Source organism: Pseudomonas sp. ML2-2023-6 (assembly GCF_037055265.1).
In the GTDB taxonomy this organism is placed as follows: domain Bacteria; phylum Pseudomonadota; class Gammaproteobacteria; order Pseudomonadales; family Pseudomonadaceae; genus Aquipseudomonas; species Aquipseudomonas kulmbachensis.
The window spans coordinates 2,509,684-2,534,039 of the sequence record NZ_CP146347.1 but is presented as its reverse complement, the minus strand read 5'-3'; the positions used below and the strand labels follow the sequence as shown (position 1 = coordinate 2,534,039).

The window sequence follows — 24,356 nt, the reverse complement described above, 5'->3', positions numbered from 1 at the left end:
AAAACGAGCCTTCGCCCAAGACTTCAAATTTCACACACCTTCTTTTTCACCTGCTTGATATTTTACTGCCAGCACCACGAGAGGAATGTAAGCGATAGCTAAACCAATTAAGCCATTAAGCCCTAACAGGGCGACACACAGAGCAATTGGCAACAACCAAAAAATATTGATTGCCAAGACCGCAAGTGTCACGGGCAAGTGAGAACCCATGCGACGGGATGCGAATTGATAAGCATGGCTACGATGAGCTTCATATACCTTGCATCCTTTTATCAGACGCCGGATGAGAGTGACCGTCGCATCGACGATAAATACCCCTAGCAAGATCAACCACGTCCACAATAAAAACTCTGAATGCCATGCCGCTTGCAATGAAAGCACACCAAGAGTAACACCCAGAAAACCGCTACCTGCATCGCCCATAAAGATTTTTGCAGGGGGGAAATTCCAGAAAAGAAACCCTGACACTGCTGTGCTTAATAGCAATGGTAACCATATAAGTTCTTTGGCGTCGACAAACCAGTAGATCAGACAACTCCCCAAGCACACGCAAAGCGCTTCAACACTGGCAAGCCCATCAATTCCATCCATGAAATTGTAAAGATTGAGGAGCCAGACAAGATAAAAAGCTGTAAAAATATACCCCATCCACTCCAGATCTATGTGCATACCGAATAGCGTTATAGTTGGAAGCCCCCCTATCCAATAGAGAGCCCATCCAGCAGCACTGAAATGCCCAAGTAGACGCCAACGTGCAGCGATGTGACCGTGATCATCAAGAAAACCAAGTATAGCGGTTACTAATCCCGCACCTGACAATGCAAAAAAAATATTATCGGCAATTACGTTTTCAACCCATAAAAACGGCAAGGAGACAAGAAAACTAATAACGATAGCTAACCCGCCACCCCTCGGAGTAGGCACAGAATGAGAGCTGCGCATATTCGGTATATCTATCATATTTTGAGCAAGTGCGTACCGTCGCAACAACCACGTCAACATGAGTGCTAAGACTGCAACAGTAAGGGCAAGCCACAACAGAATGCTCATCAACAACTCCGAATTAGTTCAAAAAAGAGCTCATCACTTTACACGGATTCCTTCTGAAAACTTTCAGCAGTCTTTAGCAAAGAATCTTCGACAGACGATGGCGGCGACCAACCTAGCAAGTTATGTGCTTTACTAATATCTACTTGTAAAGAGCCACATAAACGTTGCGCCACTGCTCGTTGCCCTAACAATGCAGCACACGCGAACAAAATAGACGCAGGCACCGGAAGTAATCGCGCTTTCTTAGATAGAGCCACGCCCATGCGCGTTAATAATTTAGTGGTCGACATATCCTCACCATCACTAACCAAAAAAGTTTGATTAGCTGCAGCAGGATGGCTAATACAAGTGGCAATCAAATCCACTAAATTATCTAATGCTACGAGACTGCGCTGGTTACGAATTGCACCCAATGGCAAGGGTACACCTCTACTAAGCCACTTCATCATACTATTAAAATTTGCCTTTACGCCTGGGCCATACACTAAGACAGGACGAATAATAACGACTTCTAGACTGGACGCATCTGCTATCAACTTGAGTTGTTGCTCAGCCTCCATCTTGGATACCCCGTAAGGATCGGAGGGAGCTGGCACATCTTCAGCGGTGTAAGGCTTCCCTAGCACAGTAACTTCGCCGTTGACTTTAATTGAGCTAATAAAAACAAACCGCTTCACGCCGGCCAGTACAGCTTGCTTGGCCAGCTCAACTGTCGCGTCAACATTAACTTTGCGATATTGCGCTAAAGGATCATCTGAGTTATCCCCCATTACATGAACCCGCGCAGCGCAGTGCACAATAACATCAACCCCTGCTAGGGGCAGAGGTCGCTGCGAAAGGTTATCAAGATCTGCGCATACCCGTTCTACAGGATGAGCAAACATAGTGCTTTCACTACGCACCATCGCCAAAACATTATGACCATCACGTGTAGCTAAACGTTCAACAACTGCAGACCCTAAAAAACCACTTGCACCCGTAACAAGCACCTTGCTTGGTTTCAGAGGCTTAAATTGACTATTACCAACCATGTCTACACCTTGGGATTTTAAATATCATATGAACTTTCAGATCACCTTAAAAACCCATAAATCTTTTCGTTAATAGTGTTTACATCAAAATCGCGCAGGGCAATTTCACGGCTTTCGACCCCCAAACTTATAATCAAACTGCGATCTTCCATGAAGAATGCCATTTTTTTATAAAGATCTGATACAGACCAAGGAGTTGTCAAAAAACCATTTACACCGTCGACGACGGTGTCCCGACATCCAGGAACATCAGTAGTAATAACTGCACGGCCTATGGCCATGGCTTCCTGAGTACTTCTAGGCACTCCTTCCCTGTAAGAAGGCAGAACAAAGACGCTGGACGCATGCAACCACTCAACCACATTATTCACATGCCCAGGGTATGTTATCAAACCACTTTTAATGGCGTGATCGAGAGCCCCCTCCGTCAGCGCTCCAGGGTTAGCTTTATCTACACCACCGAGAACAAGAAAACGGGAGTCTTCATATTTATTTTTTATCCGTTCAGCTGCCGATAAAAATTCATGTATACCTTTCTCGGCGAGTAAACGACCAACAAAAACAAAAGTGACCGGTGACTGTGGCGGAACAGAGTAATTATATTCAGACAAATCCAGCCCGATACCACCCAGAATATCAACAGACTTCACAGTGATATTGTATCGATCAACAAGATCCTTTTCATCATCCGAGTTAAGCAATATCAATCGCTCTAATAATGGCATGGTCAATTGATACAGGACAACCTGAATACGTCTTAACACTTTGGTTTTAAATCGCTCAGCGGACGGCTGTTCTGTAAAAGCATAGCCTAGACCTTCCAGCATCCCAATGCGCCTTTTTACACCTGCCATTTTCGCTGCCAACGTACCAAAAATAACGGGCTTGGAAAAATAACAGAAAACAAGATCCGGGTTAATTGAGCGAAGAGTTCTTGATAACTTAATCGTATCTGAGATATCTCTGAAAGGATTTAGACCGGAACGAGTCAAGGAATAATCCATAGGCCGCGCACCTAACGCTTCTACCTCAGCCCTGCTGACATCATCATAATCCAGTGCAAACGCATACACCGTGATTCCTTTTGCTACTAAGAACTCAATCAACTCTTTGCGAAAACCTGTTACGCAAGATGCAACGGTACCTATAAGAGCAATACTATTAATCATACCATTCGCCAAAATTTATAATCATCAGCATCCTCGAAAACCCCCGACCTTATAATTGCATACAATGCTCGTAAGACGCAGACATCAAAACAACCTCAAAATCGTCAATGAACACACTAAAAACATGACCATGACAACTGCAAATAACAAAGACTTGAATGCGTAACCAATCTTTCTATGGGTACCCCTCAAAAAAAGATTCATACGTTAACGAGTGATGCATGCACCTCAAAACCAATGCAACCACTATCACGTGCCTTACAAGCCAAGTATTACATTAAAAATTTTCAACCAACATAAAAAATGAGTGCTTATGTGGAATAAACACGAGTCCAAATGCTTACAATTTTATCAATAGAGTAATTATCAATTACTCTAACTCTAGCCGAACTTGACATATCGCTTTTATCACTGGACGCCATATCCAGGGCGGTACACATAGCCTGCGCGAGTCCTTGTGAGTCTTTCGTAGGCACCAAGAAACCGCACCCACCTACCACTTCTTTAACACCACCACAGTCGGTCGCAACCACGATCTTTTCTGAGGCCATTGCCTCGGCAACAACCAAACCAAATCCTTCCCATGCTGAAGAGAGCACATATAAATCAGCTGCATTGTAAACTTCATTAACATCAGATCTGATGCCTAGAAATCTGACGAGGTGAGAAAGAGCCAAAGAGTCAACCAGCTTTGTCAATTCAAGCCTCTCCAGACCCTCCCCCACGATCCACAGCTTTGCGTTCGACCTGCTGTTGGAGAGCACCTTGAAAGCCTGTAACAGGTTCTTATAGTCTTTGGCATCAACCAGTCGGCCAACCGCAAGTACTAATTCATCTTGATCGTCAATACCTTCCGAATGTCTTATCATCGCTCGGGCAACAGGATCAGGCTTAAAGCGCTCAGTATCAATACCATTGGGTATGGCCAACATTGAGCCTACCGGGCAAGCTCTTTTTTGCTCGAAAACACGAACAGCCTCAAGCGTCACATTGGTTGTGACATCAGCTAAAGAGTGCGTTAAACGATAAGCAAGCATTCTTGCCTTGCCACCTTCATTCGTATTATGAGCGGTATTAATCAGCCTTTTAATTGAACAAAAAGGCCTGATAATCCGCGAAAGCAAATTAGCATGAACCATATGAGCATGCACCACATCAGGCGCAAAAGACTTGATGATATGCCTAAGCCTGAAAACACCTTTGATTAAACCAGGAATTGTTTTTACAATATTCAGCCCCAAAAGTTCAATATTTATATTTTCAGGATGTACTAGCGCCGAGCCTGTAAGGTAACAAATTTTGACATCATGCCCTTGCCGCTGAAAACTTTCGGCGAGATCAAGCACCTGTCTTTCAGCCCCTCCGACTCCAAGACCAGTGATGACATATAAAATTTTCATATCAAACATTTCGCCTGTTTTTAAAACCAAAAAACAAACACTGCACATACCGAATTGCGCACTTTAGTTTTCTGATTAAATTTGTTTCTCGACCCATTTGATCTTTATAAAAAACACCAAACCCAACGGGATTTCTCTGCAGATTCTTATAAAAATTAGCAGAATAACCATCCGCTAAATATTCACACAAATAGATCGCTCGATGATGAAAATACAAAACCCCGCCTTCATCAGATACCTTGTTCCAAATCAAGAGTTCAGGTACGAAATTTTCCCCTTCAAATCTAGGGAAAGGGCACTTAATCAAGACGTCTTTTTTGAATATATACGCCAGGTCTCCCCTATACAGCGGGCCTGCCTGAACAGGACTCATTATTGCCGAACTCTCTGGCTCACCAGAGACCACATTACCTATCAGGCGCCCTGAAAAATCAGCCCTCCTGTAACAATAACCTACTAGATCTTTGGAACCGGTATTAGTTAAGTCACTTAAAAAAACCTCAACCGCATCAGGAGTAAGGGCGTCATCACTATCAACCAGAAAAATCCAGCCACGGGTTTCAACAGAGACCCCAGTATTGATTGCCACATGCTTACCTGAGTTTTCCTGCTGTAAAAATCTGATGGGGAACGTCGATTTTTTTTGAAAACCGGCTAATAACTCTAAAGTCTCGTCGGCACTCCCATCGTCAACAACCACCCACTCAAACGATTTATTTGTTTGGCGCTCCAGGCTCTCATATAATCGACTCAATGTGTAAGCACGATTATAAGTCGCCGTGAGTACAGTCAGCATAAACTCCGCCCATCTATTTTATTTTAAAAGCCATAAAAACCAACGATATTGAAAATAGAACCTCAGTCAGCACCAAGCCATAAACAATACCTGCCAAATCATACCAATACGACAAAAAAGCAGCCATACACAAAGAAAGTACAGAAAAAAACATCAGGCACATGCTCAATATTCTATCTTTGCCTAGCGGCATAAATATGGTGAGCCCAATCGATTGATTCATCATACGAAAAGGTATGATCCATACAAAAACCTGCAATATGGGAATAGCCTCTTCGAAGCCGACTCCTAACATTAGATGGATTAAAAAATCACCTGCGAAATAAATTATTGAGGCTCCAGATACACCTGCGAAAAACATAAAAGCAATAATAATACTTGACAGCTTCAAACTATTTCCTGAGGAACTCAACAGCCGCCTACTTAAATAAGGGTATAAACCTATCAGTACCGGACCTACCAGGCCTACTGACGCTTTTATAATTTTCTCAGCAGGAGCAAACTTAGCTACCGACGCCTGCCCACACATAACGCCTACAAGAGCAGGCCCCGCACTCAACATAATATTATTTGAGCTTTTGTATATAAACCCGTGAAACCCTTTTCTAATCTGTTCGATACCAGATTTAAAATCTACAGAAAAGTGACCAACGATTCTATAAGCCAAGTACAGACCCACCAAGGTATTCAATAGCGCGAACGACGACATGATCATCAGCGCCGAATTGATTTCCGCAGAGACAGTCAAAAACTGATATAAAATAAACAGGCCCAAAAATCTTAACAACAGCTCAAACACGACAACAAACGTGACTTTCTCCAACCCCTGAAACAACCAAATATTGCTAAAACTAAACGCCAGGAAATACAGATACCCCCACACAATGGCCTGCGAACTCACCTTCAGATCAGAGAATGAAAGTAACAGCACTGACAAACCAACAATAGAAGCTGCTAACAATATTTTTGCCGACGTAACACCATTATATATATTCGCGAGCAGTGTTTTGTTCTCCACACCACAGACTGCAACCTGCCTGGCCCCACTGAGCGAAAAACCATACTCAACTACTAAAGAGCACAATAGAGCAGTAGCCTGAATGAGCAACACTTGACCGTACTGGTCTACACCGAGGGCTCTGGCCAGAATGGGAATTTCTAAAATAGGTATTAAATAGCTGACCAGTTGAGCCACAAATAGCAAACTTACATTTTTGAATTGCAATCTCATTTTAAACGCCGCTCTCTAGCCTTTCGACTTGTGTGTTAACAGCCAATTGATGCGACACAACCGTGAGCGCGGACGTCATGACTATCCAAATACCCCACTCGGACAACTCAGTACTGAACGGATGGAGCATCAACAACAAAGCAAAACCTAGCGAACCACCATATGCAGCAATCGAATACACGAAAATTTGTTTGACTTTATGCTCACATAATATATAGCGCCCAATCCTTACTGCGTACACTAACAACGGAGAAAACACAAGTACGAACAGGCCTACAAATCCAAGAACCCCCAAATCCCCACCCGATGCAAGAAATGCATTATGCACCACCATGGTTTCGCCATGTGCTTCAGTGGTAGTTGACCCAAAACCACACCCAAAAGGCATACATACTTTAAGCTGTACCAATCCGTCTGCTAACATTTGTACTCTCACTGGATCTCCAGAGAGAAATCTGCCCAGCACAAGAGGACTGTTATCTACGTTCAAAAAAACATAACTGGAACCATAAAAAAATAGCACTACTGTCATCAGTATCAAACAAAGAAAACACAACCACAAAGTCACTCTCGGCCTGATATACAAACTCAATATAAATACAAAAGCCAACTGAAGTAAAAAAACCATAAAACCCGTACGACTTGAGTCCATGACAAGAACATACACAGCCGCCATCAGTACGAACACACTCACCACTTTACTTTTCCCATCAAACAGCATACCCACCATCACAAAACCCGCGAAAAAAGCACATGTCTTCCACAGAACGCCAGGATAGGCAAGCTGACTGCCTTGTCTTCCATCGTCCAACACAACATGCCAGCGTATAAGGTAGTATTTAGTCAAACAAAAAACGAAAAATCCAACACATATTGAAACAGCACTAATGGAGTAATAGTCCCCCTGCGCCAAGCGCAAAGAGTGCATATACACACATAAAAAAACCACACCAATACATAAAATTTTTATCGCTTGGTAGAAAGTACGGAAATCAAAATTAACAATCGAAGACAACAAAAAAGCGACAAACAAAACTAAAAAACCAACAACATAAACATTTAGCTCTCGAGCTAATTTAATTGTCATCTTATCGAAAGCAGATACAAACCCGAGAAAGGTGACCACTCCCCAGAGCATCCAATAGCCTGACGGAGTAATCAAATTTCGCAAATCGCCCAGCACCACCAACACACAAGCAGCTAATACGACGCCATAAGAAACCGTTCTACTTTTGAAACTCTCCATTCGCACCGCCTTTCCCACCATTCGCTTAACAGCTGCAGCTCTCTTAGTTAAATACCAAACCACTAACTACGGATACATGATGGAAAATGTTTTTTACTGCATTTAATTTATATTTTACAACTGAAGCAAAGGCGCGATCTGATCTTTATCATTGACGATATAGGCACCCATATCAGGCCATCTGATAGCCAGTCTATCGTCACTCCAACGCAAACTTCGTTCAGATTCTTTATTATAGTAATTTGTCGTTTTATAAGAAAATCTTGTATTATCTTCAAGCGCAAGAAAGCCATGGGCAAAACCTACAGGGATCCATAGCATCTTTTTATTTTTCGCGCTGAGCTCAAGACCAAACCATTCGCCATATGTAGGCGACTCCAAACGGATATCGACGGCGACATCAAAAGCGGCCCCCTGGCTTACGCTCACCAACTTTCCTTGTGCAAAAGGCTCGAGTTGGTAATGCAACCCACGTAGCACACCTTTACTGGAGCAAGACTGATTATCTTGTACAAAAAACGCAGGTACAGGCAGTCCTAACTGTTGTAAACCGTCTTCGAACTTTCGATGATTAAAGCTTTCCATGAACCAGCCACGTTCATCTTCATAAACGTCCGGCTCAATGATCACGACACCTGGAAGTTGAGCTTCAGTAAATTTCATGGTCCGACTCGCTCAGTCGACAACAGCTTGGCAAGGTATTGCCCATACCCTGTTTTCTTCAACTTTTCAGCCTGCTCTCCCAAGATCTCAGGTGAAATCCAGCCGCTGTTAAAAGCTATTTCTTCCAGGCAAGCCACTTTCAAGCCTTGGCGCTGCTCGATGGTATGCACAAAATGACTGGCTTCCAGCAAGGACTCATGGGTGCCTGTGTCCAGCCAGGCAAAACCGCGGCCCAACATTTCAACAGTTAGAGTCTTTTGCTCAAGATAGGCTCGATTGACATCGGTGATTTCAAGTTCTCCTCGATCGGATGGCTTGATATTTTTTGCAATTTCAACCACCTGATTGTCATAGAAATACAAACCGGTCACTGCATAGTTGGATTTTGGCTTTGCGGGTTTTTCTTCAATACTCAACGCGCGCCCACTGCCATCGAACTCAACCACACCAAAACGCTCAGGGTCTGAGACGTGATAACCAAAAACAGTGGCACCTTTCTCTTGAGACATGGCTGAGCGCAAGTTGTCCGAGAAGTGTTGACCATAAAAGATGTTGTCGCCAAGGATCAGGCAGACCGGGTCTTTGCCAATGAACTCTTCGCCAATGATAAAGGCTTGCGCCAGTCCATCGGGGCTAGGCTGTTCAGCGTAGCTCAACTCAATGCCGTACTGGCTGCCGTCACCCAGCAGTTTTTTGAAGCAAGGCAAGTCTTCTGGCGTTGAGATAATCAAAATTTCGCGCATCCCCGCCAGCATCAATACTGACAGCGGGTAGAAGATCATGGGCTTGTCGTAGATTGGCAGCATCTGCTTGGATACGCCCAGCGTGAGGGGATGCAAGCGTGTTCCCGAACCGCCAGCGAGGATGATGCCTTTACGTTTGAAGGGGGTCATGTTTCAAGCACTTCCTTAACTATTGGGGTGCATCACCCACAACGTCGGCCGGTGATGGCTGAATTCTATTTTAATCAGACACGCTACCGCCCCAGGATTCATCGTCAATTTCCTGAGAACGCGGTTTGCTTTTGTCGCTCTGGCCGTGACCAGAGTTTTACTTAACGATTGGTGATACTCGCCAAAGGCAAACTGATCTCTTGCTGGCGATTCATTAAATTGATAAGCAGAATGACTCTTTCTTCGCCGTCCATGGTCATGAAAATGGACTCAATACCTGCGAAGCCTTGATCAAGGATGGTGACTTTTTCGCCTGGCTTAAACGCAGTGATGATGTGGGTGTCAGCACGAGCCTGGAGTTGCGCTACCAGTTCATGACTGACTGCCAGTGGACGCCCCCCAAAGGCCACAACCCTTGCTACGCCACGAGTTGAGCGCAAGGGAGCCCAATTGGCACCTTGTGGCATGTGTATAAACAGATAGCCCGGAAACAGGGATTCCTGTACATGCTGCATCTGGCCGCGCAGCAGTCGCTCGCGTCGACACGCTGGCCGTGCGCACTCATAACCCTGACGCAGGAGGTTTTCCTCTGCACGCTCGTCCTGTCTTGGCTTGCATTGCACCAAGTACCAGTCACCGGACTTCGATGCGCCTGGTTCCTGGGTGTCTGAGCCGCTTGTTATGTGCATGGGTAGTTCATTTATAGGTTCGTCCGTGTTTTGCCATCGCGCTACGCATGCGCCAATGGCAGCAATTGGGTTCGATCGTAGCTGCTATATAGAGTCGCAGCGGGGCTATTAGTCCGCAGGTATTAGTACCTCGACAGATCTATTGTGTGCTTGATACAGCCCCAGTAGCTTTTTCGCTAATACTCGTTTCGCCTCTATATCGCCATGCACCAAACATATTTTTTCAGGCCAGTGCGCCATACCCGAAACGAAGTTGAGCAAGTCCTGTTGATCAGCATGGGCCGAATAACCGCCCAAAGTGCTAACGCCAGCGCGAATGATACAGCGCTCCCCCTCCATTTCAACAAAACCGCCTTGCGGACCGTACTTTTGTATTGCCGCGCCCGGCGTTCCTCGGGCCTGATAACCGGTAAAAAGCACATTATGCCTTCGGTCACCCAGCAGGGCCTTGAGGTAGTTGACTATGCGACCACTGGCGCACATCCCACCGGCGGCAATTACAATCGCAGGACGGCCTGTACTGGCGAGATAACGTACCGTTTGCATGTGTTGCACATGACTGTCTATGGTGATCATCTGCTTGAAGTGCAGTGGCTTGCGCCCACCTTGAAGGCGACTTTGCGCTGGAGCATCCCAGTAGTCATCCAGTTCACGATAGACACCGGTGAGTCTGCCGGCCAAGGGAGAGTCCAGGATAATCGGCAACTGCGGCCAGTTAACCGGCAACACCTGATCCTTGACGGACAGACCAGGTGGAGGACCCGCAAGCGCCTTGCGATGAAGAATGTCTTCGATTTCGTAGAGCAATTCCTGGGTTCTACCAATGCTGAAGGCTGGAATCAGCAGCGTGCCGTGATCCGCCAGTGCTTTATCAATGGCGTGCTCAAGCCGTGCCTGACGGGTCGTGCGATCTTCATGCACACGATCACCATAGGTGCTTTCAAGGATCAGTACATCGGCACGCTCAGGAGAAACAGGGGCTGGCAACAAGGGCGTATGTGGAGCGCCCAGATCCCCCGAGAAAACGATTCGGCGGTTCAAGCCCTTTTGCGGGTAGTCAAGATCGCACTCCACATATGCGCTACCCAGTATGTGCCCTGCCCTTTGCAAGCGGACGCGTGCATGCAGCGTTTCGGTTTGCTCAATACGAAACCAATGATCAAACGGTAGCGCAATCAGCTGCCGCTTTAAACGCTGCAAGTAGAGTTCGATATGTTTCTTCTCGCGGCTTAACTCAAGCTTGAATGCATCCTCCAGCACCAACGGCAATAACTTTGCAGTCGGCTCACTGCATAAGATCGGCCCTTTAAAGCCAGCAGCAAGCAAATAGGGAATACGGCCAACATGATCCGCATGGGAATGAGTGACGAGCAGAGCTTTAATGCCGCCAAGCGAAAAGTTGATTTCAGGATGCAGGGCGCCAATGGTGCCTTTAGCCGTCAGCTCACTGCCCTGAAACAGTCCACAATCGATTAAAAGGCTGCTATGGGCATTCATCTGTAATTGATGGCATGAACCAGTGACGCCGCTCACGGCGCCATGGTGAATGATGCGGGGATAAGACATCGCCAACTCTCGCTACAGCTCCGTGAGGAAGCTATTAGCCCATAACTCTGGACAGGACAGCACCCCATCATTCGTCAAATTGGCGCCGATTACTTTGCAAGGTTTTTCCGCACTATCTCAGAGCTATCACCCTGTGCGACCCCAACCGCGACACATGGCCAAATACAATCAGAACTACAGCACCGTAATCGCAATATATTTCGGCGTGAACATGAGCGTTACTGCTTGGTAAGCGGGCATGTCTTATAAAGAAGCACAGAAATCTACTTACACAGGCACCTGTTGATTCCAGCCATTAGACGTTACATCAATGCACACCCGAAAAAGCACTAAATAACGGGCAAAGCAAATTGCCAGCTATATGCCATCACGGTAAAAAATCCAAGCTTTCAACTTGTGGGAATTATCCTGAATCACAAGTAAATTTTGATAGCGTACTTTGATTTATCTAGAACACGCATCGCAATCTGGCTGCGCTCTCGTATGGACAGAGGAGGCCTTTCAAATAAACCCAAGAAAGGCCGCCTATCTTAAGACTCGGCCAGCAACTTACGCTTGAGCCTGGCTGCTTTGCGCCTGTAGGCCACAAAACCCATGACAGGTCCAATCGCCATGCCAACCAATAAAGCAGCTATGAGAAACAACGATTCCGGCAGTTCGGGGGAGCGCCAGCCCAAAAATATCAATGCGGTGGGCTGCTGGTTTTCGAGGATAAAAATCACGATCCCGAAAATGACGATCAGAGCAAACACCACTAACACTGCACGTTTGATGCTATGCATCGGCAACTCCTGTTCCCTGAAGGATTAAATGTCGTCTTCCTCATCTTCATTCACTCGGTCCCGCAGCTCTTTGCCCGGTTTGAAATGAGGAACGAATTTTCCATCAAGACTGACCGACTGGCCTGTCTTGGGATTGCGACCTACCCGAGGGGCACGGTAATGCAGCGAGAAACTGCCAAAACCACGGATTTCGATTCGATCTCCGGTCGCCAGACATTGAGACATTTGTTCAAGCATAGTCTTGATGGCCAACTCTACATCCTTGGATGAAAGTAGCCCTTGATGGGTGACAATTCGTTCGATCAACTCCGACTTCGTCATATTTTTCCCTTCTTTTTCAAGCAGCTAGATCAGCGCTCCAAAGGTTTTAGCATGATCGAAAGAATTTGAACAGCCCAGGGATTGACTTATATTTACGAGTCTCCCTACCAGGCAATACACCGTAGAGACGTGATGATAATCACGACCAGCAGGCAGCAGGCATCCACGAGCTCGCTCAGAGATAATGAGCGCTCTGGCGCAGGCTTGGTATCTCGCAACATGAAGCACAAGCAAGCGCGCAACACAGGCGCTTTGCCGCCCCACTCAAATTGCAGGCACAAAAAAGGGCGACCGAAGTCGCCCTTTTTCTATGGTCAATCAGAACTTAGTTCTGTTTTTCCATTTGTGCACGCAGCAGGTCGCCCAAAGTGGTCGGACCAGCAGCGATCTCAGAGGTAGCTGGCTTGTCGCGCAGGCTCTGGATTGCTTCTTTCTCGTCTTCAACGTCTTTCGACTTGATGGACAATTGGATTACGCGGCTTTTACGATCAACGCTGATGATCTTGGCTTCTACTTCTTCGCCTTCTTTCAGAACGTTACGTGCATCTTCGATGCGGTCACGGCTGATTTCGGACGCTTTCAGAGTAGCTTCGATATCGTTGGCCAGAGTGATGATGGCGCCTTTAGCGTCAACTTCTTTCACGATGCCCTTAACGATTGCGCCTTTGTCGTTCTCTTGTACGTACTCGGAGAACGGATCGCTTTCCAGCTGCTTGATACCCAGGGAGATGCGCTCACGCTCTGGATCAACAGACAGGATAACGGTGTCAAGCTCGTCGCCCTTCTTGAAACGACGTACGGCTTCTTCGCCAACTTCGTTCCAGGAAATGTCGGACAGGTGAACCAGGCCGTCGATGCCGCCGTCCAGACCAATGAAGATACCGAAATCGGTGATCGACTTGATGGTGCCGGAGATTTTATCGCCCTTGTTGAACTGGCCAGAGAAATCTTCCCATGGGTTAGATTTGCACTGCTTGATGCCCAGGGAGATACGACGACGCTCTTCGTCGATGTCCAGAACCATAACTTCCACTTCGTCGCCGACTTGTACGACTTTCGAAGGGTGGATGTTTTTGTTGGTCCAGTCCATTTCGGAAACGTGTACCAAACCTTCAACGCCTTCTTCCAGCTCAGCGAAGCAGCCGTAGTCGGTCAGGTTGGTTACACGAGCGGTAACGCGAGTGCTTTCTGGGTAACGGGCTTTGATAGCAACCCATGGATCTTCGCCCAGTTGCTTGAGGCCCAGGGAAACACGATTGCGTTCGCGATCGTACTTCAGAACCTTGACATCGATCTCGTCGCCAACGTTGACGATTTCGGAAGGATGCTTGATACGCTTCCAAGCCATGTCGGTGATGTGCAGCAGGCCATCGACGCCACCCAGATCGACGAATGCGCCGTAATCGGTGAGGTTTTTGACGATACCTTTGACTTGCTGGCCTTCTTGCAGGGATTCCAGCAGAGCTTCACGCTCAGCCGAGTTCTCTGCTTCAAGAACGCTGCGACGCGAAACAACAACGTTGTTGCGCTTCTGGTCAAGTTTGATGACCTTGAATTCCAGCTCTTTGCCTTCCAGGTGCGTGGTGTCGCGCACTGGACGAACGTCAACCAGAGAACCTGGCAGGAACGCACGGATGCCGTTAACGTCGACAGTGAAGCCGCCTTTAACCTTACCGTTGATAACGCCCTTGACCACTTCTTCTGCTGCGAAGGCTGCTTCCAGAACGATCCAGCATTCAGCGCGCTTGGCTTTTTCACGGGACAGTTTGGTTTCGCCAAAGCCGTCTTCGACCGCGTCCAGCGCAACGTGAACTTCATCACCGATGTTGATGTTCAGTTCGCCAGCGTCGTTGTGGAACTGCTCCAGCGGGATGAGGCCTTCAGACTTCAAACCAGCGTGAACGGTAACCCAACCAGCTTGGTAATCGATATCAACGATGATCGCGGTGATGATCGAGCCAGCCTGAAGATTCAGGGTTTTTAGGCTTTCTTCAAAGAGTTCTGCAAAGCTTTCGCTCATTTTAATTCCTGTTAATCAAGGGCGAAGGAATACGCCCATCTGCCACATTCCAGACAATGTGGGTTACGTTCATATAAAAGAAGGCATGCAGGACTATTTCTGGTCTCCTGCACGCTTTCTTGGTCATCCAGCAATATCGCGAAGCGCGATTTCACTCATGATGCGTTCAAGCACCTGGTCGATGGACAACTCCGTAGAGTCCAGCTGTATGGCATCAGCCGCCGGTTTGAGCGGGGCTATTGCACGCTGCGTGTCACGTTCATCACGGGCACGAATCTCATCTAGCAGACCCGAGAGACTAACATCATCGCCCTTGGCCTTCAACTGCAAGTAACGGCGGCGGGCCCTTTCCTCGGCGCTAGCCGTCAGAAATACCTTCAACGGAGCCTCAGGAAATACCACCGTGCCCATATCACGACCGTCCGCAACCAAGCCCGGCGACTCCTGAAACGCACGCTGACGCTGCAGCAAAGCATCACGAACAGCTGGCAAAGCCGCGACTTTCGAGGCTCCAGCAGCCACACCCTCACTGCGGATGGCGTGAGTCACTTCGTCGCCTTCCAGAATAATGCGCGCAGACTTGCCATCCGTCGCCCCGATGAACTGCACATCAAGATGCGCAGCCAATTTTGCCAGCAAGGCTTCGTTATCCAGAGCAACACCATGGTTAACCGCCGCGAAAGCCAGCAAACGGTACAAAGCACCGGAGTCCAGCAAATTCCATCCCAGACTCTTGGCCAGGATGCCCGCAACGGTGCCTTTCCCGGAACCGCTAGGACCATCGATGGTAATAACCGGCGCTGAAATCATCACGAGTTAACCTCTTGAGCAACGCGCATGCCCACTTGCTTGCACAATGCCAGGAAGTTCGGAAACGATGTCGCTACGTTGGCGCAATCGTGAATACGGATCGGAGCAGTTGCCCGCAACGAAGCCACACTGAAAGCCATCGCAATACGGTGGTCGCCGTGCCCATGGACTTCACCACCGCCAATCGTGCCGCCATCAATGATGATGCCGTCCGGTGTCGGCTCGCACTTGACGCCAAGTGCCAACAAGCCGTCAGCCATCACCTGAATCCGGTCAGACTCCTTCACACGCAGCTCTTCTGCACCACGCAGGATCGTACGACCCTCAGCCACAGCTGCCGCCACGAACAGTACCGGGAACTCGTCAATTGCCAATGGCACCAGCTCTTCGGGAATCTCGATACCCTTGAGTTTGGCAGCCCGCACACGCAAGTCAGCCACCGGCTCGCCGCCCACTTCGCGCTGGTTCTCAAGGGTGATATCCGCCCCCATCAAACGCAAAATATCGATAACGCCAGTACGGGTCGGGTTGATACCCACATGCTCAAGCAGCAGATCCGAACCTTCAGCGATCGAAGCCGCGACCAGGAAGAACGCCGACGAAGAAATATCGCCCGGCACTTCAATATGAGTCGCAGTCAGCTTGTGACCCGACTCAACCGAAGCTGTAGGCCCCTCAACTGTAACCGGGTAGCCAAAGCCTTGCAGCATGCGCTCGGTGTGATCGCGGGTCGGTGCAGGCTCGGTGACCGAGGTCTTGCCTTGTGCATACAAGCCCGCCAGCAACAGACAGGACTTAACCTGAGCACTGGCCATCGGCAAGGTGTAGCTCATGCCTTTAAGCGTGTGACCACCGCGAATGGTCATCGGCGGGCGACCTTCAGCAGCGGTCTCAATCACAGCACCCATTTCGCGTAGCGGATTGGCCACACGATTCATCGGGCGCTTGGTCAGGGAAGCGTCGCCGGTCAACGTGGTATCGAAGCTCTGCGCGGCCAACAGGCCAGACAACAGACGCATCGAAGTCCCCGAGTTACCCAGGTAAATAGGACCCGGTGGCGCCTTCAAACCATGCAAACCAACACCATGAATGGTCACGCGACCATGATGCGGGCCTTCAATCACAACGCCCATATCACGGAATGCTTGCAAGGTTGCCAGAGCGTCTTCGCCCTCAAGGAAACCTTCCACCTCGGTCGTGCCTTCGGCCAATGACCCCAGCATGATCGAACGGTGAGAAATGGATTTGTCGCCTGGTACGCGAATTCGGCCAGTTACTTGACCACCAGGATTTGCCAAAAAAATCAGATCGTTGGAATTCATAGTGTCCACATATGCCCGGCGGGCCAGGATTTTACTGAAATGCTCGCGGGCAACCCGGGCGCGCGTAAAGACGCCCAGCAATTGATGCCCATCCCCTGCATCGACCGCGTCGCGCAAAGCGTCGAGATCGCTGCGAAATGTATCCAATGTGCGCAGCACCGCCTCACGATTCGCAAGAAAAATGTCATGCCACATTACCGGGTCGCTGCCAGCGATTCTTGTGAAATCACGGAAGCCACCCGCAGCGTAACGGAAGATATCCAGATTCTCGTTGCGCTTGGCAAGAGAGTCCACCAACCCGAAAGCCAGCAGATGAGGCAAATGGCTGGTTGCAGCCAACACCTCGTCATGGCGTTCGACCTGCATGTGCTCGACGTCTGCGCCCAGGGCGCGCCACATCGCATCAACCAGGGCCAACGCGTCGGCATCAGTTTCAGCCACCGGGGTCAAAATGACCTTGTGCCGTTCGAACAAACTGGCATTCGATGCCTCGACACCGCTTTGCTCAGATCCGGCAATGGGATGCCCCGGCACAAAGCGCGCGGGCATACCACCAAAGGCCTGCGCCGCAGCACGCACGACATTGCCTTTGGCGCTACCCACATCCGTCAACACTGCCGAGCCAAGAGCCATGCCCGCCAGAAGGCCGAGCATTTTCTCCATGGCCAGAATCGGCACTGCCAACTGAATCAAATCAGCGCCTTCACAGGCCACTGCCAGATCGGCTTCGCAGCGATCAACCACACCCAATTCCACAGCCAAAGCACAGGAATCGGGATCAAGGTCAACACCTACCACTTCCGCACACAGACCGCTTTGGCGCATCCCCTTGGCGAAAGAGCCGCCAATCAGGCCCAGCCCGACAACGACCAAACGACCGATAACCGGTTTTACAGAGTGCACAGACATCACATCAACCACGAGCAAGAACCTTGGTCAGCGCCTCAAGCAGGCGAGTATTTTCCGCCGGCAAACCAATAGTGATACGCAGATGGTTCGGCATCCCGTAGTTGGCCACCGGACGCACGATTACGCCTTCACGCAACAACCCCTGATAGACCGGAGCCGCCACTTGACCGAGGTCCAGCGCAATAAAGTTGCCCTTGGACGCAATCCAGCCCAGGCCCAACTCTCGAAAGCCGTCCTGCAACTGCTGCATCCCGACCTCATTAAGGCGCCGGCTTTGAGCCAGGTAATCCGTATCTTTCAGCGCCGCACAAGCAGCAGCCAAGGCCAGGCTGTTGACGTTGAATGGCTGGCGAACACGATTCAACACATCCGCAACCACTGCCGTCGACAGGCCGTAACCCACGCGCAAGGCCGCTAAGCCGTAGGCCTTGGAGAACGTGCGCGAAACCAGCAGATTAGGATAAGCCGACAGGAACTCCAGCCCATCGGGCAGCTCACCGCCCTCGGCATACTCGATATAGGCTTCATCCAGCACGACCAGCACGTGCTCCGGAACATCCTGCAAGAACTCGTTCAGCGCATCGACGCCAAACCAGGTCCCGGTAGGATTGTTTGGGTTAGCAATGAAAACCACACGAGTATTGCTGTCGATGGCCTCAAGCATGGCAGGCAGGTCATGCCCCCAGTCCTTGGCCGGCACTACCCGCGCCTGCGCGCCCACAGCCTGGGTGACAATCGGATAAACCGCAAACGCATGCTCACTGAACACGGCATTCAGGCCTGGCGCCAGATAGGCACGCGCCACCAGTTCCAGAATGTCGTTAGAACCGTTACCCAACGTCACCTGATCCAGCTGCACAGCGCACTGTTCAGCCAGCAGACTTTTAAGCGCGAAACCATTGCCGTCCGGATAGCGCGTCAGCTCAGCCAGCTCGGCACGAATGGCTTCCAGCGCCTTAGGGCTCGCACCCAAAGGGTTTTCGTTGCTGGCCAGCTTCACGATCATGGCCGGATCCAGATCCAGCTCGCGCGCCAGTTCGTCCACAGGCTTGCCCGGGACGTAAGGCGAAAGTTGTTGCACGCCCGGCTGCGCCAGGGCGAGAAAGTCACCGCTCATGTTTTATCGCCTCAGAGAACCGCTTTCGGGTATGAGCCCAATACTTTAAGTGCTACGGCTTCTTGACTGATTTGCTCCAGGACACTTTTGACCAACGGGTCGCGGTGATGGCCAGCAAAGTCGATGAAAAACACATAGGTCCATTTACCGCTACGCGAGGGACGCGTCTCGATGCGCGTCAGATCGATCCCGTTTTCATGGAACGGCACCAGCAACTCATGCAATGCACCAGGACGGTTGCTCATGGAAACAATGATCGAGGTCTTGTCATCACCGGTCGGCGGCACTTCCTGGCTGCCAATCATCAAGAACCGCGTGGAGTTGTCCGGACGGTCTTCAATTTTCTCGGCCAGTCGGGTCAAACCGTACAAGCCTGCAGCCATATCACCGGCAATGGCGGCAGAGTTCCACTCACCCTTGACCCGCTTGGCGGCCTCGGCATTGCTCGATACGGCAATACGCTCGACGTTCGGGTAATGCGCATCCAGCCACTTGCGGCACTGGGCCAGCGACTGCGCGTGGGAGTAGATACGGCTGATACTGTCAGTCTTGGTGTTTTCACCCACCAGCAGGTGATGGTGGATACGCAGCTCAACTTCGCCACAGATCACCATGTCATGCTCGAGGAAGCTGTCGAGCGTATGGTTGACAGCGCCTTCGGTGGAGTTCTCCACTGGCACCACACCAAAATTCACCGCACCCGCTGCAACTTCACGGAACACTTCGTCAATCGCAGCCATTGGCTTGCTGATGACGGCGTGACCGAAGTGCTTCATGGCAGCCGCTTGGGTGAAGGTGCCTTCCGGGCCGAGGTAAGCCACTTTCAGCGGCTGCTCCAGCGCCAGGCAGGAAGACATGATTTCGCGGAACAACCGCGCCATCTCTTCGTTCCCCAACGGGCCTTTATTGCGCTCCATAACGCGCTTGAGCACCTGAGCCTCACGCTCAGGCCGGTAAAATACCGGCACTTCGCCTTCAGCCAGCGAAGCCATTTTGACTCGCGCCACTTCCTGGGCGCAGCGCGCCCGCTCACTGATCAGCTCCAGGACCTTTTCGTCCAGACTGTCGATACGCAGACGCAGCGCCTTGAGCTCTTGTTCGGACATTAGCCGTGTTCCTTTTCGAACTCTGCCATGTAAGCCACCAGCGCGTTGACCGCATTGATGTCTACCGCGTTATAGATCGAAGCCCGCATGCCGCCCACCGAGCGATGCCCTTTGAGGTTCAGCAGCCCACGCGCTTCGGCTCCTGCCAGGAATGGCTTGTCGAGACGATCGTCCGCCAGACGGAACGGTACGTTCATCCAGGAGCGGTCAGAGATATTGATCGGGTTGCTGTACAAGCCGCTGGCGTCAATAAAGTCGTACAAGGTACGTTTCTTGACTTCATTGAGCTTGCCAATAGCCTCAACGCCGCCCTGCTCTTTCAGCCACTCGAACACCAGGCCAGACAAATACCAGGCCAGCGTCGGCGGCGTGTTGTACATCGAGCCATTATCGGCCGCGACTTTGTAATCCAGCATGGTCGGGCAAATCGAACGTGCCCGGCCCAGCAGGTCTTCACGAATGATGTTGACCACGATACCGCTCGGACCGATGTTTTTCTGGGCGCCAGCGTAGATCATGCCGAAGCGGGAAACATCAACCGGACGCGACAGAATGTCCGAGGACATGTCAGCGATCAGCGGCACATCGCCAGTTTGCGGAATCCAGTCGAACTCCAGGCCACCGATGGTTTCATTTGGCGCGTAATGAACGTAGGCCGCATCTTTCGACAGGTTCCACTCATTCTGACCAGGAATTGCAAAGTAATCGTAGGGCTTGGCGGTAGCTGCCACGTTGATGTGACCGAAACGCGAACCTTCTTCAATAGCCTTCTGCGACCAGATACCGGTATCGATGTAATCCGCCTTGCCATTTTCAGGCAGCAGATTCAGCGGGATCTGAGCAAATTGCTGGCTTGCGCCGCCTTGCAGAAACAGGACTTTGTAGTTCGAGGGAATAGACAGCAGGTCACGCAAATCCTGCTCAGCCTTGGTCGCTATGGACACGAACTCATCGCTGCGATGGCTCATCTCCATGACCGAGAGGCCCTTGCCATGCCAGTCGAGCAACTCGGACTGGGCACGCAACAGGACAGCTTCAGGTAGCGCAGCAGGACCTGCGCAGAAGTTATAGGCTCGTTTGCTCACTTCCACTCTCACTCTGATTTGGTGGTCACGCAATAAAACAACACTCGACACGTTCTTGGCTTGCATCGCAATGCGGGCAGCAAGGTCTATCTGATATACCGTGCTGACGCCATCGCGAACAGGCTCGCTCCCACAGTGTCGCAAACTTTCATACCGGACATACAACAAGGGGGCGAATTCTCATCCGCCCCCTCTGTGTCCGCTTATTCCTGCGGTTCTTCTTCGTCAGCGCCAGCCTCTAGCGGTTGCTCGCCGTCGCCACCATCGATGATGGCCTCGTCGTTGAGCTCTGCACCGCCTTCGCCCTCACCTTCGAGTTCCTCGCCTTCAACTTCCGAAGGCTCCTGAACCCGCTCAAGTCCGACCAGCGTTTCATCGCTGGCAAGCTTGATCAAGGTAACGCCCTGGGTGTTACGGCCCAAGCTCGAGACTTCGTCGACACGGGTACGCACCAGAGTGCCCTGATCCGAAATCAACATGATCTCTTCGCCGTCCTGCACCTGGACTGCTCCGACCAGACGACCGTTACGCTCGTTGCTGACCATGGCGATAACGCCCTGACCGCCACGCTTGTACTCAGGGAACTCACTGATTGCCGTACGCTTGCCATATCCACGCGCCGAAGCGGTAAGGATCTCGCTGCCTTCTTCAGGGATCAGCATCGAAATCAGCTTCTGACCTTCTGGCAGACGCATGCCGCGAACGCCGCGAGCAGTACGACCCATGGCACGCACATCGGACTCTTTAAAGCGGGTTACTTTGCCGCCATCGGAGAACAACATCACTTCGCGTTCGCCATCGGTGATCGCGGCGCTGATCAATACGTCGCCTTCGTCCAGCTCCAGCGCGATCAAACCTACGCTGCGCTGACGACTGAAGGATTCCAGCGGGGTCTTCTTCACGGTGCCGTTGGCAGTTGCCATGAAGATGAAGTGACCTTCGGTGTATTCCTCGACCGGCAGCATGGTGGTGATGTATTCACCCTCACCCAGCGGCAACAGGTTCACCAGTGGGCGACCACGGGCAGCGCGGGACGCTTCAGGGATTTCATAAGTCTTGAGCCAGTACACCTTGCCCTTGCTGGAGAACAGCAGCAGCGTGGTGTGGCTGTTGGCAACCAGCAGGTGAGCAATGTAGTCCTCATCCTTGACGCCAGTAGCCGATTTACCTTTACCACCACGACGCTGGGCCTGGTACGCAGCCAAAGGCTGGGTCTTGGCATAGCCACCGTGGGAGATGGTCACAACGCGTTCTTCTTCCGGGATCATGTCGCCCAGCGTCAGATCAAGGCGGTGATCCAGGATTTCAGTACGACGCACATCACCGTATTCGGCACGAATGACTTCCAGTTCCTCGCGGATCACTTCCATCAAGCGCTCAGCGCTGTTGAGGATGCGGATCAGCTCACCAATCTGGTTGAGGATTTCCTGGTACTCGGCCAGCAGCTTCTCGTGCTCAAGACCGGTCAAACGGTGCAAGCGCAATTCAAGAATGGCTTGCGCCTGTTCTGGCGACAGGAAGTACTTGCCCTCGCGCAGACCGTACTGCGGATCAAGGTTGTCCGGGCGGCACGAATCGGCACCGGCACGTTCAACCATCGCCACTACTGCACTGGACTCCCAAGGGGTGCTGATCAGCGCTTCCTTGGCTTCCGACGGCGTTGGCGAGGCCTTGATCAACGCGATAACCGGGTCGATGTTGGACAGGGCAACTGCCTGGCCTTCAAGGATGTGACCACGTTCACGGGCTTTACGCAGTTCGAAAACGGTGCGACGGGTAACCACTTCACGGCGGTGACGAACGAAGGCTTCCAGCAGATCCTTGAGGTTCAGGATACGTGGACGACCGTCGATCAACGCAACGATGTTGATACCGAAAACGCTTTGCAGCTGGGTCTGGGCGTACAGGTTATTAAGAATAACCTCCGGCACTTCACCACGGCGCAGTTCGATCACCACGCGCATACCGTCTTTATCAGACTCGTCGCGCAGTTCAGTGATGCCTTCGAGCTTCTTCTCTTTAACCAGCTCGGCGATCTTTTCGATCAGACGCGCCTTGTTCAACTGGTAAGGAAGCTCGGTGATGACGATCTGCTGACGACCACCGACCTTGTCGATGTCTTCGATCATGGAGCGGGCGCGCATGTAAATACGGCCACGACCGGTACGATAGGCTTCGATGATGCCTGCGCGACCGTTGATGATCGCAGCAGTAGGGAAGTCCGGACCCGGGATGAACTGCATCAGTTCATCGATGCTCAGCTCCGGGTTTTCGATCAGCGCCAGGCAACCATCGATGACTTCACCCAGGTTGTGCGGCGGGATATTGGTGGCCATGCCCACAGCGATACCGCTGGAGCCGTTGACCAACAAGTTGGGAATTCGTGTCGGCATGACGGCCGGGATCATTTCCGTGCCGTCGTAGTTCGGCACCCAGTCCACGGTCTCTTTGTGCAAGTCGGCCAGCAGTTCGTGGGCCAGCTTGGTCATGCGAACTTCGGTGTATCGCATGGCAGCAGCGTTGTCGCCGTCGACCGAACCGAAGTTACCCTGACCGTCTACCAGCAGGTAGCGCAGAGAGAATGGCTGAGCCATTCGAACGATGGTGTCGTAAACAGCGGTATCACCATGCGGGTGATACTTACCGATTACGTCACCGACCACACGGGCAGATTTCTTGTACGGCTTGTTCCAGTCGTTGTTCAGTTCGCTCATCGCAAACAGCACACGCCGGTGCACGGGCTTCAAGCCATCGCGTGCATCAGGCAGTGCCCGCCCGACAATTACGCTCATCGCGTAGTCGAGGTAGGACTGTTTCAGCTCGTCTTCGATATTGACCGGGAGGATTTCTTTGGCCAGTTCGCCCATGAGAAGCCTGATTCCTTTTTCGGGTGAAACTTCGCCACATCCATTCGGGACGAACGAAGCTCGTCGCCGCTGGCCACGTGCCATGCAACGACTTACGACAAATCAACAAGTTATGTCACGGATTTGCGCAGTAAGGGCAACCTTTGCGGGCCACCCTGGAAACCGCCGAATGTTATCACAATCGCCGCCACGCACCTATCCCTCAGATGCGCAAGGCACATAGTAATTGGGTCAGTGATCGGCCTGAGCGTGTTCAGGAGGGCTCTGAGGGCAAATCGAGGAC

Annotated in this window: 20 protein-coding genes; all 20 read right to left on the bottom strand. The window is 50.7% G+C overall.

Annotated elements, in window-relative coordinates; all coding sequences use genetic code 11:
- Nucleotides 1-30: 30 nt before the first annotated feature.
- Nucleotides 31-1,050 carry a glycosyltransferase family 4 protein gene (locus V6L79_RS11775; RefSeq protein WP_338580265.1) on the bottom strand — a complete coding sequence of 340 codons (1,020 nt, stop codon included), beginning with the start codon at nt 1,048-1,050 and terminating at the stop codon, nt 31-33.
- A 38-nt stretch (nt 1,051-1,088) separates the two neighbouring features.
- Nucleotides 1,089-2,081, bottom strand: a complete 993-nt coding sequence (locus V6L79_RS11770; RefSeq protein ID WP_321836759.1) for an SDR family oxidoreductase — start codon at nt 2,079-2,081, stop codon at nt 1,089-1,091.
- Between the two features lie 41 nt (nt 2,082-2,122).
- Nucleotides 2,123-3,250 carry a glycosyltransferase family 4 protein gene (locus V6L79_RS11765; protein WP_338580264.1) on the bottom strand — a complete coding sequence of 376 codons (1,128 nt, stop codon included), beginning with the start codon at nt 3,248-3,250 and terminating at the stop codon, nt 2,123-2,125.
- Between the two features lie 311 nt (nt 3,251-3,561).
- On the bottom strand, nt 3,562-4,659 hold the full coding sequence (locus V6L79_RS11760) for a glycosyltransferase (protein ID WP_338580263.1): 1,098 nt from the start codon (nt 4,657-4,659) through the stop codon (nt 3,562-3,564).
- Complete coding sequence (locus V6L79_RS11755) at nt 4,652-5,446, bottom strand: glycosyltransferase family 2 protein (RefSeq protein ID WP_321836756.1); 795 nt, start codon at nt 5,444-5,446, stop codon at nt 4,652-4,654. The genes V6L79_RS11760 and V6L79_RS11755 overlap by 8 nt, the downstream gene beginning before the upstream one ends.
- Before the next feature lie 13 nt (nt 5,447-5,459).
- Entirely contained in the window at nt 5,460-6,677 is a 1,218-nt protein-coding gene (locus tag V6L79_RS11750) for an oligosaccharide flippase family protein (protein ID WP_338580262.1), read from the bottom strand.
- A 1-nt stretch (nt 6,678) separates the two neighbouring features.
- Nucleotides 6,679-7,923, bottom strand: a complete 1,245-nt coding sequence (locus V6L79_RS11745; protein ID WP_338580261.1) for a hypothetical protein — start codon at nt 7,921-7,923, stop codon at nt 6,679-6,681.
- A gap of 114 nt (nt 7,924-8,037) precedes the next feature.
- Nucleotides 8,038-8,586 carry a dTDP-4-dehydrorhamnose 3,5-epimerase gene (gene rfbC / locus V6L79_RS11740; RefSeq protein WP_338580260.1) on the bottom strand — a complete coding sequence of 183 codons (549 nt, stop codon included), beginning with the start codon at nt 8,584-8,586 and terminating at the stop codon, nt 8,038-8,040.
- On the bottom strand, nt 8,583-9,479 hold the full coding sequence (gene rfbA / locus V6L79_RS11735) for a glucose-1-phosphate thymidylyltransferase RfbA (protein ID WP_261741675.1): 897 nt from the start codon (nt 9,477-9,479) through the stop codon (nt 8,583-8,585). The genes rfbC and rfbA overlap by 4 nt, the downstream gene beginning before the upstream one ends.
- A 161-nt stretch (nt 9,480-9,640) precedes the next feature.
- Nucleotides 9,641-10,168 carry a transcription/translation regulatory transformer protein RfaH gene (rfaH, locus tag V6L79_RS11730; RefSeq protein WP_321836097.1) on the bottom strand — a complete coding sequence of 176 codons (528 nt, stop codon included), beginning with the start codon at nt 10,166-10,168 and terminating at the stop codon, nt 9,641-9,643.
- 108 nt (nt 10,169-10,276) lie between these two features.
- A complete protein-coding gene (locus V6L79_RS11725; RefSeq protein ID WP_338580259.1) occupies nt 10,277-11,734 on the bottom strand; it encodes an MBL fold metallo-hydrolase in 1,458 nt (485 codons plus the stop codon).
- A gap of 530 nt (nt 11,735-12,264) precedes the next feature.
- Nucleotides 12,265-12,516 carry a LapA family protein gene (locus V6L79_RS11720; protein WP_261741672.1) on the bottom strand — a complete coding sequence of 84 codons (252 nt, stop codon included), beginning with the start codon at nt 12,514-12,516 and terminating at the stop codon, nt 12,265-12,267.
- A 24-nt stretch (nt 12,517-12,540) separates the two neighbouring features.
- The gene (ihfB, locus tag V6L79_RS11715) at nt 12,541-12,837 is read right to left on the bottom strand and encodes an integration host factor subunit beta (protein ID WP_003447108.1); all 297 of its coding nucleotides are present in this window, start codon (nt 12,835-12,837) and stop codon (nt 12,541-12,543) included.
- A 325-nt stretch (nt 12,838-13,162) separates the two neighbouring features.
- Complete coding sequence (rpsA, locus tag V6L79_RS11710; RefSeq protein WP_019826775.1) at nt 13,163-14,857, bottom strand: 30S ribosomal protein S1; 1,695 nt, start codon at nt 14,855-14,857, stop codon at nt 13,163-13,165.
- 123 nt (nt 14,858-14,980) lie between these two features.
- Nucleotides 14,981-15,667, bottom strand: a complete 687-nt coding sequence (gene cmk, locus V6L79_RS11705; protein WP_395247222.1) for a (d)CMP kinase — start codon at nt 15,665-15,667, stop codon at nt 14,981-14,983.
- A complete protein-coding gene (locus V6L79_RS11700; RefSeq protein WP_261741670.1) occupies nt 15,667-17,898 on the bottom strand; it encodes a bifunctional prephenate dehydrogenase/3-phosphoshikimate 1-carboxyvinyltransferase in 2,232 nt (743 codons plus the stop codon). Before V6L79_RS11700 ends, cmk begins: the two co-directional genes overlap by 1 nt.
- 4 nt (nt 17,899-17,902) lie before the next feature.
- Nucleotides 17,903-19,015 carry a histidinol-phosphate transaminase gene (gene hisC / locus V6L79_RS11695; protein ID WP_261741669.1) on the bottom strand — a complete coding sequence of 371 codons (1,113 nt, stop codon included), beginning with the start codon at nt 19,013-19,015 and terminating at the stop codon, nt 17,903-17,905.
- 11 nt (nt 19,016-19,026) lie between these two features.
- On the bottom strand, nt 19,027-20,121 hold the full coding sequence (gene pheA / locus V6L79_RS11690; protein ID WP_016780245.1) for a prephenate dehydratase: 1,095 nt from the start codon (nt 20,119-20,121) through the stop codon (nt 19,027-19,029).
- Nucleotides 20,121-21,206: a 3-phosphoserine/phosphohydroxythreonine transaminase gene (gene serC / locus V6L79_RS11685; protein ID WP_261741668.1), complete on the bottom strand. Its 1,086-nt coding sequence runs from the start codon at nt 21,204-21,206 to the stop codon at nt 20,121-20,123. The genes pheA and serC overlap by 1 nt, the downstream gene beginning before the upstream one ends.
- 203 nt (nt 21,207-21,409) lie before the next feature.
- Entirely contained in the window at nt 21,410-24,073 is a 2,664-nt protein-coding gene (gene gyrA / locus V6L79_RS11680; protein ID WP_261741667.1) for a DNA gyrase subunit A, read from the bottom strand.
- Between the last annotated feature and the right edge of the window lie 283 nt (nt 24,074-24,356).

Excerpts from the sequence above, each read along its gene's own strand:
- V6L79_RS11775 (WP_338580265.1), bottom strand. The coding sequence starts at position 1,050 with ATGAGCATTCTGTTGTGGCTTGCCCTTACTGTTGCAGTCTTAGCACTC.
- V6L79_RS11770 (WP_321836759.1), bottom strand. The coding sequence starts at position 2,081 with ATGGTTGGTAATAGTCAATTTAAGCCTCTGAAACCAAGCAAGGTGCTT.
- V6L79_RS11765 (WP_338580264.1), bottom strand. The coding sequence starts at position 3,250 with ATGATTAATAGTATTGCTCTTATAGGTACCGTTGCATCTTGCGTAACA.
- V6L79_RS11760 (WP_338580263.1), bottom strand. The coding sequence starts at position 4,659 with ATGTTTGATATGAAAATTTTATATGTCATCACTGGTCTTGGAGTCGGA.
- V6L79_RS11755 (WP_321836756.1), bottom strand. The coding sequence starts at position 5,446 with ATGCTGACTGTACTCACGGCGACTTATAATCGTGCTTACACATTGAGT.
- V6L79_RS11750 (WP_338580262.1), bottom strand. The coding sequence starts at position 6,677 with ATGAGATTGCAATTCAAAAATGTAAGTTTGCTATTTGTGGCTCAACTG.
- V6L79_RS11745 (WP_338580261.1), bottom strand. The coding sequence starts at position 7,923 with ATGGAGAGTTTCAAAAGTAGAACGGTTTCTTATGGCGTCGTATTAGCT.
- rfbC (WP_338580260.1), bottom strand. The coding sequence starts at position 8,586 with ATGAAATTTACTGAAGCTCAACTTCCAGGTGTCGTGATCATTGAGCCG.
- rfbA (WP_261741675.1), bottom strand. The coding sequence starts at position 9,479 with ATGACCCCCTTCAAACGTAAAGGCATCATCCTCGCTGGCGGTTCGGGA.
- rfaH (WP_321836097.1), bottom strand. The coding sequence starts at position 10,168 with ATGCACATAACAAGCGGCTCAGACACCCAGGAACCAGGCGCATCGAAG.
- V6L79_RS11725 (WP_338580259.1), bottom strand. The coding sequence starts at position 11,734 with ATGTCTTATCCCCGCATCATTCACCATGGCGCCGTGAGCGGCGTCACT.
- V6L79_RS11720 (WP_261741672.1), bottom strand. The coding sequence starts at position 12,516 with ATGCATAGCATCAAACGTGCAGTGTTAGTGGTGTTTGCTCTGATCGTC.
- ihfB (WP_003447108.1), bottom strand. The coding sequence starts at position 12,837 with ATGACGAAGTCGGAGTTGATCGAACGAATTGTCACCCATCAAGGGCTA.
- rpsA (WP_019826775.1), bottom strand. The coding sequence starts at position 14,857 with ATGAGCGAAAGCTTTGCAGAACTCTTTGAAGAAAGCCTAAAAACCCTG.
- cmk (WP_395247222.1), bottom strand. The coding sequence starts at position 15,667 with ATGATTTCAGCGCCGGTTATTACCATCGATGGTCCTAGCGGTTCCGGG.
- V6L79_RS11700 (WP_261741670.1), bottom strand. The coding sequence starts at position 17,898 with ATGTCTGTGCACTCTGTAAAACCGGTTATCGGTCGTTTGGTCGTTGTC.
- hisC (WP_261741669.1), bottom strand. The coding sequence starts at position 19,015 with ATGAGCGGTGACTTTCTCGCCCTGGCGCAGCCGGGCGTGCAACAACTT.
- pheA (WP_016780245.1), bottom strand. The coding sequence starts at position 20,121 with ATGTCCGAACAAGAGCTCAAGGCGCTGCGTCTGCGTATCGACAGTCTG.
- gyrA (WP_261741667.1), bottom strand. The coding sequence starts at position 24,073 with ATGGGCGAACTGGCCAAAGAAATCCTCCCGGTCAATATCGAAGACGAG.